Here is an 11,695-nt window from a genome sequence, read left to right on the forward strand (position 1 = left end):
GCCTTCGACCTCGACGACGACACACTTCGAGCCCAGCTCCTGCCACTCGCGAAACGCTTCCTCGACCTGACCTGACCGGCATGGTCTTCCGTGCCTGTGCCGTGCGCGCCGCACCGACTTCGAGCCGACACGGCGCGAGGCCCCGCCGCGCAACTGCGTGAAAAGGTCCCTTCCGGTCATCACCGTCCAGGACGGCGACCAGCACCATGGGCACCCTCGCGGATCGGAGGAGACTCCCGCGCATACGGGGACGACGTGGCCGCTCTCGCCGAACGTAGGACTGCGTCGAGCCCGGGGAGCAGTCGGTGCACCGCTGGCGGGGCCCGACAACAGCGGCGCGGCCGGCTCGACCGACGCCGAGGTCGACGTGCACGGCGGCGTCGCCCGCATCCCGTACCACCGCAGTCCCGCGAGGAGTTCCCGCTGATGCTCTGCTCATGCATGCGGCCTGTCCTGACATGAGGTGATCGGGTGGCCGTGGGGCGTGGAGGTGACGGCCGTCGAGGTTGATGGTGGCCCGGTGACGCAGGCCGACCTGTCTGCGTGATTGCTAGGCGGTGGAAAAGGCTTCTTCGATCTCGTGTTCTGGCGTCTCGGGGTCGGGTTGGTTGCGGTGGCGGGCGACACCGAGGGCGAGGAACACCGCTCCGCCGACGAGCCAGGCGGTCAGGGTGAGGACCGCGTGAAGGCTGCCGTGGCCATCGAAGAAGGCGAGATCACGGATAAGGGCGCCGGTGGCTCCGGGCGGCAGCAGTTGCCCGATCGCACCCCAGGGCTCGGGCAGCAACTCTGGAGCGTTACTCAAGCCGGACAGTGGGTTGCCGAGCAGGATGAGCAGGATCGCGGCGATGCCCAGCCCGGCGCCGCCGAAGAGCGTGCGCAGACCCAGCACAGCCGATGCGGTGGCGCCGATGCCCAGCATGGCGCCCAGCGAAGTCAGCCAATAGTTCCCGTCGAGGGTTCCGATGCCGAACTGGAGTACGGCGGTCAGGCCCAGGCCGCCGACGACGGCGAAGATGCCGGCGGTGAGCATGCGCCGTCCCGGGGTGTGGAAGACCAGCATGATCACGGTGGCGCCGATCCAGCCGCCCAGCGCCAGGGGCAGTGCACCGGCGGAGAGGCCGGCGCCCCGGCTGTCGTCGGAGGGAAACGGCCGGATGTCGGTGACGGTGGCCGGGACGTCGCTGGCACTCGCGATGCCGGCGCCGACCCCCTGCGCGGTGGCGGCGATCGAGACGCTGGCCGCGCTGGCGACGAGAGTGTGGACGCCGCCCGGGTCCAGGATGACGGCGCCGTAGATCTTGCGTTCCAGGATCGCGGTCCGGGCGGCGTCGGCGTCGGCGTAGGTCTTGATGTCGAAGGCGTCACCGCGGCTCTCGAGCTGCTGTCGCGCTGCGGTGACGGCCGATGGCGGGCCGACGACACCGAGGCCGACATGGTGGGGGTTCAGGTTCGCCGCAGGCAGGGCGAACGCCGTGAGCATCACCCCGAGCAGGATCGTCAGCCCCGCGACGACGCCGGCCACGCGCACCGCGTCGGAGGGGGTTCGGCCCGGCGCTGGGGAGCCGGTGGTGGGGGATGTAGCGCCCATAGAGGACTCCATTAAGTTACGGTACGTTTCTTAACCCATGGGCACGATAGTCTCGACCCTTAGGGAACGCAACGTAGCTTTGAAGGAGTGGGATGGCCGCCACACGTCGACGCGGCGCCGAGCTGGAGAGCGCCATCCGCGAGGCCGTGCTAGCCGAGGTCGCCGAACACGGCTACGCCGGGACCACCTACGAAGGCGTCGCCGCTCGGGCCGGCACCGGCAAACCGGTCCTCTACCGGCGGTGGCCGACAAAGGCTGAGATGGTGCTCGCGGCCAAGGCCGACGACTTCGTGCTCCCGCGTGCCCCAGACACCGGCAGCCTGGAAAAGGACCTCAAAGCCCTGCTCCATGAGCTGCGCTCGATGGTCGAGGTCGTCGGCCGCGAGACAATGCTGCGCCTGCTGGCTGACCTCGAGCCGCCGTCCATGGGCATCATGCGCTCGTTGCTGCTGACCCGGGGTATCGAGGCCACCGCCCCGGTGATCGAGCGTGCGTGGGCCCGCGGCGAGCTGCCGGACATCGACCTGCCGCCGCGGCTGCTGTCGCTTCCCCTAGACCTGGCCCGGCACGAATTCATTCTCGCTGGAGAACTGCCGGACGATGTCATCGACGCCATCGTCGAAGAGGTACTCCTCCCGGCGATGCGCCATGGCCGCTCTGCATGAGGGTGAGAGGTTGCCTGCTCCAACGCGACCGCGTCGACGGCCAGCGCGTCGGCGCGCCGCGCGGCGGCCAGGCCCGCGGCGAAGTGCTCGGCGGGCAGGTGCCGACCCAGCAGCAGCACCCCGATCAGCGCGGTTTCCCTTGATGTCACGGTGGGCCTTGCGGGCGGCGGTCCATAAGGCGTCGTGGACCGGAGGAAACTTTCCCGCTGCGCGGGCCTGTTCGAGCACCGTCGCTCCGGGCAGCGCGCCGGGTTGCGGAGCAGCAGCTCCAGGAGCGATCGAGTTCGAGGCGTGAGGTCGGCTTCCCGGACAGGCGTTCGCGGCGGGCGATCTCGGCCCGGCCGTCGAATACGACAATCTCCGTTCACCCGGCAGGCCGCGGCGGAGGGTGCCGCGTGTGGGATCCGGGCGGTGGCGATCAGCCCGGGGACGATCGAGACGCCAGGCGCGGCGGAGCAGTTCGTGGTCCCGGAGGTCCGGGAGGTCCGGGAGGCCCTGTTTCGGTGGGGACCTCATCCCGCGTCCGAGCCAGCCGGTCGAGGTTGTCGACCTGGCGGTTCTCCTCGCCTCCGACGAGGCGTCCTTCATCACCGGCGCGAATTTCGTCGTGGACGGGGGCATGTCCGTGATCTGACCGAGCTCACCGTACGAGAGCAGAACCGGTGTGGCACAGGCGAACGCCCAGACCGCGTCTGATCCTGGCTGGGTCGGCCTGCCTGCTGGCAGGGTGGGGATGGCTCTGCTCTCCGGCTTGCACCACGGCATGCTCGGTGTGTGGGTGCCAGTGGCGACGACGTAGACAGGGGACCTGTTCATGAGCGGATGGGGATCTCGACGGCAAGAGACGCCGCGAATGACAGCCTCATCTTGGCCTTCGGACGGTTGCAGGGGGCGGCCAACCGACTGGGGTATCTGCTCGGGCGGGCGCTGGAGGAGGAGTGCGGGATCAGCCACCTGATGTTCGAGGTGCTGCTGATCCTGGGGCGGGCGGGCGAGCCGGGACTCTCGATGCGGTCCATCGCCCAGGAGCAGGTGTTGACCACGGGTGGTGCGACACGCCTGGTGGACCGCATGGAGGCGGCCGGGTTTGTCGAACGTACGGAAGCCCCCGGTGACCGGCGCGGGAGGCTGGTTCGACTCACCCCTCTCGGCGAAGAGACCGCTGTCCGCGCTTCCCGGATCCATGTGGAGAACATCAGGCGGTACTTCCTGGAGCCACTCCCCGTAGCGGACCGCGAACGATTCGCGGAAGACCTCCGCATTCTCAGCCATACGGCGCGGGACATGCTGCCACGTCTGCCCTGAGCCGCAGCCAGCGCGGCGGCGCCGATGCGGTGGCGCCGGAGACCTGAGTGTGTCGGAGGTCACTCGTCAAATCTCGAAATATCTGACTGGTCAGATACTGTTCTGTCAGGTGAATCGCTCGCATCGGGCGGGCGTCGCACCCTGTCGAGGTCCTCGGTGAAACTTGTCTACGTCTTCGATGCCTATTGTGGCTGGTCGCACGGCTTCTCCGACACGGTGCGCGAGGTCCTTCACCGCCATCCCGAGCTGTCGATGGAGGTCGTCTCGGGTGGCCTGTTCACTGGGAAGCGTCGGGTACCGATCCGGGCCTTCGGCTACGTGCAGGGAGCGAACGCCAAGATCAGCGAGCTGACCGGAGCGGAGTTCGGTGACGCCTACGATCGGCTGATCTCTGACGGTTCCTTCGTCATGGACTCCGAGGCCGCCGCCCGTGGTGTGGCCGCCCTGCGTCAGGCCGCCCCGGGACGGGCGGTGGAACTCGCGGCGGCCCTGCAGCGGGCCTTCTACATCGACGGGCGCAGTCTGTCCGATCCGGCCACCTATCGGAAGGTCGCCGAAGAGGCCGGGCTGGACGGCGATGCCGTCGTCGCCGCCTTCTGTGCGCCCGAGGCACAGGCCGCGGCCGAGGCGGACTTCCGCCGCGCCGCCGAGCTGGGCGTCGCCAGTTTTCCGACCCTGCTCGCCCTTGACGGCGAGCGCGTCACCGCTCTGGCCCGCGGCCACGCCACCGTCGGCGAGGTCGACCAGCGCCTGGCCACGCTGCGCACCGGCACCCGCTGAACGTTTCGTCCGTCTCCGTCCGTCCCACGGAACAAAGGAGCATTCGCATGAGCACCCTGGACTTCACCGTCTTCGACCTGGACTTTCCCGTAGGCAGCAAGAACAAGACCGCCACCCTCGTCACGGGTGAGAACGAGGCACTGCTGGTCGATGCCGGCTTCACGCGCGCGGATGGCCACCGGCTGGCGGCCGCGGTGCTGGACTCCGGCAAGAGGTTGACCACCGTGGTCGTCAGCCACGGCGACCCGGACTTCTACTTCGGCGTCGAGGTGCTCTCCGACGCCTTTCCCGATGCGCGCCTCGTCGCCACCGAGCCGGTCATCGAGCACATCCACCACTCCTACGAGGGCAAGCTCAAGGCGTGGGCGGCGCTCGGCGCGAACCTGCCCACCCGTCTGGTCGACCTGGCCCCGCTGAGCGGCGGCCTCACGCTGGAAGGCCACCGTTTCGACCTGAAGGGCGGCTCGGCTGAACTGCCCGACCGCCACTATCTGTGGCAGGCCGAACAGCGTGCGATCCTCGGTGGCGTGTTGCTGTTCCAGCAGGAGCACGTCTGGGTCGCCGACACCCCCACCCCGCAGCAGCGGGCCGCCTGGATCAGGCAGCTGGACGACATGGCCGCCCTCGACCCGCGGCTGGTCGTGCCCGGCCACCGCCTGCCGGACACCCCCGCCGACACCTCCGCCATCACCGCCACCCGCGACTACCTCACCGTCTTCGAGGAGGAACTCGCGGGCGCCGCCGACGGCGCCGCGCTGACCGACGCCCTCGTGCGGCGCTACCCCGGCCACGGCATGCTGATCGCCGCGCAAATCGGAGCCAAGGTCGCCAAGAGCGAGATGACCTGGGGCTGACGACCATGACAGCACAGGCCACCGACTTCGCCGCCTCCACCGCGCCCGCCGACGTCGTACGCCGCCAGTACCTGGCCTCCGCCGCCGGCGACCTGCAAGCCCTGCGCGCCAGCCTCGCTCCGGACGTGGAGTGGACCGAGATGGCCGGCTTTCCCCTCGCCGGCACCTACCGCACCCCCGAGGGCGTCACCGCGGGTGTCATGGAACGGCTCACCCAAGACTGGGACCACTGGACCGCCCACGACGACACCTACATCGTCGACGGTGAGAACGTCGTCGTCCTGGCCCGCTACACCGCCGTGAACAAGAACACCGGCAAACCGCTCGACGTCCGCGTCGCCCACCACTTCACCGTCCGCGGCGGCCAGATCGTCCGCTTCGAACAGTTCGTCGACACCGCGCTCGTCCGCGACGCGATGACCGACTGACTGCCGCCAGGAGCTTCGAAGTAGATCAACATTCCTGGCTTTCTGTCCCACGGAGAGGCTCGGCCGGCCCGTCGTCGATGATCTCGACGCCCTTGGCTCGCGGGTGAGCTTGGGCCTCCTGCCTTATACCGGTCCACCGGAAGCAGAAATCGGCCGATCCAGGGTCGACCGACGGGCGACGAGCTTCGCGCCGTTGCCTTGCTGGTAGATGTTCAGGCCTGCGGTACCTCATCGAAAGGGGATTCCGGTGTCGGTGTATGGGCTCAGGACATGTTTGACGTCTTGTCGTCAGGAGATGCTTGACGCTCGGCGGGTTTGGCGCCAGCGCCGGTGACGTGCAGTCGGGTGATGGGGGCGGTACTTCGGCGCGGGCGGACGGCGATCTCTTCGTCCCCATGGAGGATGCGGAAGTGGGTGTCCTCGATGACGACCGTGACGATCTTTCCTCGGCGGGCGAGGCCAAGTTTGATGTTCTGACCGGCGACCCTGATGCGTCCACTGGCATGGACTTTGCGTTGCGCGCGGAGGGATCCGGCGGGCAGCGGGGGCGGTGGTAGCGGGGCAGCGGGTGCTCTGGCACCGAGAAGACGGCCGATCTTGTCGTTGCTGATCGGGCAGGGCCAGGTGCCGATCAAAGCGTTGTCGGTGATGGCGTATAGGAGGTGGCCGTCCAGGCGCAGGGTGACGCGGCGGCCGGCCCAGGCGAAGCCGACGAGATGATTGATCCCGCCGATGGCGACCAGGCCGTCTTTGGTGACGGCCCGGTCGATCTCGACGGCCTGACCGGGCTCGACGACGGCCGTGCCGTTGGCGCGGCGCAGCGCCGGCCGTTCGGGTGCGGGCCCGGCGGCCCTGGCCCCGCGCATGGCCAGGTAGCGCAGATCCTCGGGGAGCAGACGAGACGCGACCGTGCGGATCACATGTCCGTCGCAGCACAGGTGGATGCTGCGCAGGTCAGCCCAGACGGTGACGGTGCGACCGGCCATGCTGCGATGCAACGACACGACCTGGCGGCCCGAGCGGACCTGGGCGTTGCCCGTGGGAGACACCCGAACCTCGAACTCGACCGCGGCACCGTCGCTGAGGGGACCGGGTGGCGGTTCGATCACCCCGATCCTCAGCGGGGACAGCTCGGGGTCGACCGGATCGGTCACGAGCATGGACGGGATGGCCTCGAGGCGGGTCGGGCCGTTGGGGCGGAACAGGCTGGCGGGGACCGCCATGTCCAGCGCCTGGTGCGGACGCTGCTGGTTGTAGCTGGTGATCCACCCGTCGATCGCCTCCTGCGCGACCGTGATCGACGCGAACGGGGCGACGTGGTCGAGGAACTCGGCGCGCAGCGTCTTGTGGAACCGCTCGATCTTCCCGGTCGTGGTCGGTGACCGCGGTTTGGTCAGGCGCTGGGTGATGCCGTTGTCGTGGCAGACCTTCTCGAACAACACCTGGACCGGCAGCGGCTTGAGGTGGCGGCCGGTGAACTGCCCGCCGTTGTCGGCCAACACCTCCGAGGGCACGCCGTAGCGGCGCATCGCCGCGGTGAACGCCTCGGCGACCTCCCGCGCGGACGACGTGACCAGCACGGTGGCGATCACGACGAACCGGGAATGGTCATCGATCCCGGTCAGCAGCTTGCACTCACGGCCCTCGGCCAGTGGCACACCACCGACGATGTCGAGCTGCCACAGATGCATCGGCGCTTCACGCTGCCACCGCTTGTACGCCCGCTTGTGCGCCTGCGCCTGCGGGTCGATCAACCCGTTGCGGGTCAGCACCCGATGCACCGTCGCCCGCGATGGCACCACCGCCAGGTCCCGGCCCGCCAGCTCGTGGCAGATCCGGCGCGCTCCCCACCGCGGATGCTCGCGACGTAACCGGCAGATCAACGCCTCCACCTCGGAACCCAGCCTCGTCGGGCTCGTGCGCGGACGCCGGGAATGGTCCGCCAGACCCGCCTTCCCCTCGGCGGTGAACCGGCGCCGCCACGTGTCAAGTGACTGCCGCGTCGTGCCGTAGCGGAGGGCGACCTCACCGATTGGCGAGCCGGCCAGCACCTCGCACACCGCCCGGTACCGGTACTCGGCCGTCGCCTGCTGATCCACAAACCACCCGTTCCGCCACCAACAAGAAGCAGAACAAGATCACGACCGACGGTTTGCTGTCAAGCATGTACTGAGGACGAATCGTCAAGGATGTCCTGAGCCCTCACATCGACACAGGAGGCCATTCCGCCGACCGATCCGCCAGCGGACAACGTCCACTGCCAGATCGCCCCCAAGAGCGCCTCGGAGTACACGCCGACGGTCGATGCCATTTGCCGACCACCCCCCCCGCCGCAACTACGCCCCGTAACCAAGGTCCGCCGGCACATTCAGGGATCGAACCAAACGATCAATGCCCCGACCTGGACATCTCCTACTTGATCAACCATCAGATCTCATAGGTCTTACCTATTTTCCCAGGCCAGGGCATTGTTACGCATCGTGGTGGACCTAACGCACCACAATAAGAACCATTTGATCTTGGTTCAGGGACCCGAAATCACTGTCCGACCAGTCTCCACGAGGCTCCTGGCCAGGGACGAGGTCCCGTGAGTCTCCGGTCGACAACATCATCCACCGAGTCGAACACGCGTTCCGCGGGTCTGGTGGGTCCGGACGCCCGCCCTGGCCCGCCTGGTGACCATAATCGTGGCCGGGTCTCACTCGCCGCATGCAGCTGACCCGGCGAGGCGGACTGAAACCACCGGCTCGCGTGCGGGCGAGCGGCATGCCAGGATGCCCGTTACGCCGCTGAACGAGGGATGACGCGGACGTCGAGGTCGGCGTCAAGAGCCTCGGCGAGCCGTTCCAGCACAGGCAGTGTCGGTACGGTGCCACCGGCCTCGAACCGCGCTACCGCCGACTGCGTCATGCCCGCCGCGCGGGCCAGTTCGGTCTGACTCCAGGCGCGCCGCTGGCGCAGCTCCCGCACCGACCTGCCCAGCTCAAATGCCAGCCTGGCTGCCTGGTAGGCCTCGCGCGCGCCCGGCTCGTCCATCCGGCGTTCCCTCAGCCCCGCCCAGTCCGCCCGCTCAGCCATCGCCGTCGCCCCCCTCGCCCTCGCCCACCGTGTGCGGCCCTGTCAGGCAGCGTGCCAGCGCGCGCCTCGCCCTGGACACCTCGGCGACCTCCCTCATCCGCGACTTGGCAAACACCGTCAGAGGCACCACCCTCCGCCCCGGCGCGATCCAGTAGGTCACCCGGATCGCCCGGCCCTCCAGATGAAACCGCAGCTCCCGCAGCTTGCCGTCGAACTGCCGCGTGTACGGCTCACCCAGCAACGGACCCTGCTCGGCGAGCAGATCCACATAGAAAGCGGCCGTCGCGAAATGCACGGTCGGCAGCCGTTCCAGCCAGTCCCGAACTTCCGGTTCCAGCTCGACGGTACCCCAGGTCATAGCGTTGACGCTATAGCCACGCGGCCGCGGTCCACCTGTCAAGACCGACACGGCCACCTGTCAGACCACGATGATCAGGTGGCCCGAGCGTAGTCCACTGCCGCGAGATCAGGACGCAGGCCAGAGTAGGAGGTGATCCTGGCGGGGCGTGCTCCTCGAAGCCGAGGTCCACCCAGCGTCCGGCGCGTCGGGCGGTGTCGGCTTCCCACGCCGCACGGGCGCGGCAGGTTATGCCAGCCACAGCGAAGGCCAGCGATCGACGGAGGCGAAAGCCGCAAATGGCGTACGACCCTGACAGCGACGTCACGGACGCCGCGAACAGCGACTCGGCCGCCGACGTCGAGGACAGTCCAGCCACAAGACCCCGGCGGCAACCCGCCATACGCCCGGCCATCGACAGCATCGAAACCGTCCCGATGACCCCGGAAGAACGGACACAGGCCGTCAATGCCCTCGCCGAGCTGATCGTCGCCTGGGAGAAAGTCGGAGCGCCGACCAAAATACCGCGAGCCGGGTTCTAGTCAACGCATCGCGCAGATGACGGCGTCGCCCTCGTCGAGCTTCACGACGACATGGTCGTCATCGGCACCCGCTACCGGCCGGCGGCGGGCGTGTGGACCCTGTACCGGAACCGGCTGCCGGTCGGACAGGTGACCATACTCGGCATCGCCGCCCAGGGCGCCCGGTCGGTACTGCGCCTGGCCGAGCCACTGCCTTTCGACCTGGAGGTGGGAGACGAGATCGGCGAGCGGCTACTCTCCCCCAATCGGCTACACGACCTTCGACACGGTTCGGCGTCGATCATGCTTGGGGAAGGCATCGACATCAAGACCGTGTCGAAGATCCTGCGTCACTCTTCGACGTCGATGACCGGGAACACCTACGCCCATCTGCTGCGGTCGACCGGGCAGGCGGCGGCGGAGACTGTCGCCGCGGCGATTGCTCGCAAAACGGTTCGTCCACACCAACCGCGCCACCGGCGAATCGACCCCAACCTGGCGAGGAACCTGAACCCGAATCAGACAGACTTCGCGGGATCGAACGCCCTGTTGATCAAGGAGCTGTAGTCGCCAGGTTCGGCATGACTGATGCCCGAGTCGAGGTCATGATTCGGGAATGGTGTCACAGAGCGCAGGGCTGACATGTGATCACAGAGTGCCCAAGATCGCTGGCATTCCCGGATCGATACGTGTCTGGTTTGGAACTGGCTGTGACGTCTCCATCACCGTGGATGCGCGTCAGTCGGCAGGGTCCGTTTCGCCAGACTACTGACTTCGTCGGTTCCACCGTGGGTCATGCTGACCGTTTCCTCCTCGAGATCAGCGCACATGTACACGTACTCGCCGACTCGCAGGCCGAACCGTCGGACGTAGGTACCAAAGCCGTGGGTGAATCCCGTCTCATCGTTGTACACAGCGGTGCCGCACGGTTCGCCTCGTCCATCGATCAGCTCAAACCGGGTGGAAGGGGTACCAGCCGGGAACCATCGTCGCAGCAGAACTCCGGTGAGTTTGAAGTTGGACGTCACGGCCAACGTGACACTCGGGCGACCGTTCGGCGTAGTACCGGCGCGGAAATGCCGGTTCTCCGTCAGCGAGCGTGCCCGTGCCTGACTCTGTACGGTCGCCACCACGGCCGAGGCGACCTGCGTACCGCGGACGGTCCACGCGTTTCGGTCCAGCTGCACGAACGCGGGATGGAAGGTCAGGTACACGCTGACCGTGCTGAGGTTCATGCCGAACGCCTCGGCGGTCTCCATCAGGCTCGTGCGATCGAGGACGCCGTTTGGTGACATCCTGATCAGCTCGACGAGAAGCGCCGCCTCGACACCCAGTTCTGCGTTGTGGTCCAGCGGGACTGTCGCGCTGAGCTCGTTGTCGTCGACCGCAAACTGGTCGTGCCACTCGCAGAACGCCCGCAGTCCGGTGATGGTCGGGGCCACCAGATCCGCTTGGTCTGCGGTGCGGCCGGAGTTGCGGTAGGTCCAGAAGTTCTCAACCGCCCGTCGTGCGCTGGGCAGGTCGACGGGCTGATGCACGGACAGAAGGGTACGGAGCGTGTTGACCAGGCGGTTTCGCACCGAGGACCCCCAGGTGACGTGGTCCTCATCGAGCCACACAACCGACTCCGACGCCGCCAACAGTGGTCTGACGTCGTCCTCGGTGACGACAACACCGGCGTCGAGTGCCTCGTCACTGACCTGGAGCAGCGTGGCGAGGCCCTGCCGTTCGGTAAGCCTGCGAGTTGCCCTGTACACGGCGGTGAGGGTGTCGGGATCGTTGGTGACGACCCCGGCCCTCAGGTCCAGGTCGAACGGTCGTCCGGCGAACTCGGCGCACGCGCGCAGGCTGTCGAGGCTGTACCGGGTGGTGGTGACGCCTCTACGGAGCAGTTCGTCGGCCAACGCCAACTCCGTGCAGGGAGCCTGCCTCCTCGCAAGCTCCAGCGCGGCATCGAGCTGCGGCCACCACAGATACAGCCCGTAGAGAACCTTGTGCTGCTTCTGGATCTGGCGGGCGCGTTCGCGGGTTACGCCCATCGCGAGCCCTGTTTCCTCCAATGTGGCGGGTGGCTTTCCGAGCAGTCCGTACCGTGCTGCCAAACCGTTGATGACGGCCGGTCGGCAGGGCTTTCGT

General features: G+C 67.8%; 12 protein-coding genes and 1 pseudogene. 8 read left to right on the forward strand and 5 right to left on the reverse strand.

All coding sequences use genetic code 11. The features are described from left to right. Positions 1–550: 550 nt before the first annotated feature. Positions 551–1,591 (reverse strand): SNG1 family protein, encoded by a 1,041-nt coding sequence (locus tag MXD62_RS16950; protein WP_248830264.1) that lies wholly within the window; start codon positions 1,589–1,591, stop codon positions 551–553. 92 nt (positions 1,592–1,683) lie between these two features. Between MXD62_RS16950 and MXD62_RS16955 the strand changes: the two genes are divergently transcribed. The 6 genes from MXD62_RS16955 to MXD62_RS16975 all read left to right on the forward strand — a co-directional run bounded on the left by MXD62_RS16955 (position 1,684) and on the right by MXD62_RS16975 (position 5,623). Continuing rightward, positions 1,684–2,256 (forward strand): TetR/AcrR family transcriptional regulator, encoded by a 573-nt coding sequence (locus MXD62_RS16955; RefSeq protein ID WP_248830266.1) that lies wholly within the window; start codon positions 1,684–1,686, stop codon positions 2,254–2,256. A gap of 397 nt (positions 2,257–2,653) precedes the next feature. Beyond that, positions 2,654–2,890, forward strand: a complete 237-nt coding sequence (locus tag MXD62_RS40720) for an SDR family oxidoreductase (protein ID WP_368862413.1) — start codon at positions 2,654–2,656, stop codon at positions 2,888–2,890. Between the two features lie 188 nt (positions 2,891–3,078). Continuing rightward, a complete protein-coding gene (locus MXD62_RS16960; protein WP_248830268.1) occupies positions 3,079–3,561 on the forward strand; it encodes a MarR family winged helix-turn-helix transcriptional regulator in 483 nt (160 codons plus the stop codon). 156 nt (positions 3,562–3,717) lie between these two features. After that, positions 3,718–4,341, forward strand: coding sequence for a DsbA family protein (locus MXD62_RS16965; RefSeq protein WP_248830271.1), 624 nt, complete (start codon positions 3,718–3,720; stop codon positions 4,339–4,341). A gap of 47 nt (positions 4,342–4,388) precedes the next feature. Beyond that, the gene (locus MXD62_RS16970; protein ID WP_248830272.1) at positions 4,389–5,195 is read left to right on the forward strand and encodes an MBL fold metallo-hydrolase; all 807 of its coding nucleotides are present in this window, start codon (positions 4,389–4,391) and stop codon (positions 5,193–5,195) included. Positions 5,196–5,200: 5 nt separating this feature from the next. After that, the gene (locus MXD62_RS16975) at positions 5,201–5,623 is read left to right on the forward strand and encodes a nuclear transport factor 2 family protein (protein ID WP_248830274.1); all 423 of its coding nucleotides are present in this window, start codon (positions 5,201–5,203) and stop codon (positions 5,621–5,623) included. A 263-nt stretch (positions 5,624–5,886) separates the two neighbouring features. Here the strand turns inward: MXD62_RS16975 and MXD62_RS16980 are convergent, their stop codons facing one another. The 3 genes from MXD62_RS16980 to MXD62_RS39225 all read right to left on the reverse strand — a co-directional run bounded on the left by MXD62_RS16980 (position 5,887) and on the right by MXD62_RS39225 (position 9,059). Beyond that, positions 5,887–7,722: an IS481 family transposase gene (locus tag MXD62_RS16980; RefSeq protein WP_248830280.1), complete on the reverse strand. Its 1,836-nt coding sequence runs from the start codon at positions 7,720–7,722 to the stop codon at positions 5,887–5,889. A gap of 682 nt (positions 7,723–8,404) precedes the next feature. Next, on the reverse strand, positions 8,405–8,701 hold the full coding sequence (locus MXD62_RS16985; RefSeq protein ID WP_248816696.1) for a helix-turn-helix transcriptional regulator: 297 nt from the start codon (positions 8,699–8,701) through the stop codon (positions 8,405–8,407). After that, positions 8,694–9,059, reverse strand: a complete 366-nt coding sequence (locus tag MXD62_RS39225) for a type II toxin-antitoxin system RelE/ParE family toxin (RefSeq protein WP_285224099.1) — start codon at positions 9,057–9,059, stop codon at positions 8,694–8,696. The genes MXD62_RS16985 and MXD62_RS39225 overlap by 8 nt, the downstream gene beginning before the upstream one ends. Before the next feature lie 278 nt (positions 9,060–9,337). On the opposite strand from MXD62_RS39225, the gene MXD62_RS16995 reads away from it, so the two are divergent. After that, positions 9,338–9,580, forward strand: coding sequence for a hypothetical protein (locus MXD62_RS16995; protein ID WP_248816698.1), 243 nt, complete (start codon positions 9,338–9,340; stop codon positions 9,578–9,580). Between the two features lie 51 nt (positions 9,581–9,631). After that, positions 9,632–10,126, forward strand: a complete 495-nt coding sequence (locus MXD62_RS17000; RefSeq protein WP_248816699.1) for a tyrosine-type recombinase/integrase — start codon at positions 9,632–9,634, stop codon at positions 10,124–10,126. Positions 10,127–11,556: 1,430 nt separating this feature from the next. Here MXD62_RS17000 and MXD62_RS40725 read toward each other — a convergent pair. Next, positions 11,557–11,661, reverse strand: a pseudogene (locus MXD62_RS40725) (sigma factor-like helix-turn-helix DNA-binding protein); the annotation flags it as partial. Positions 11,662–11,695: the final 34 nt, after the last annotated feature.

Source organism: Frankia sp. Mgl5, from assembly GCF_023242985.1.
Taxonomy (GTDB): Bacteria; Actinomycetota; Actinomycetes; order Frankiales; family Frankiaceae; genus Parafrankia; species Parafrankia soli.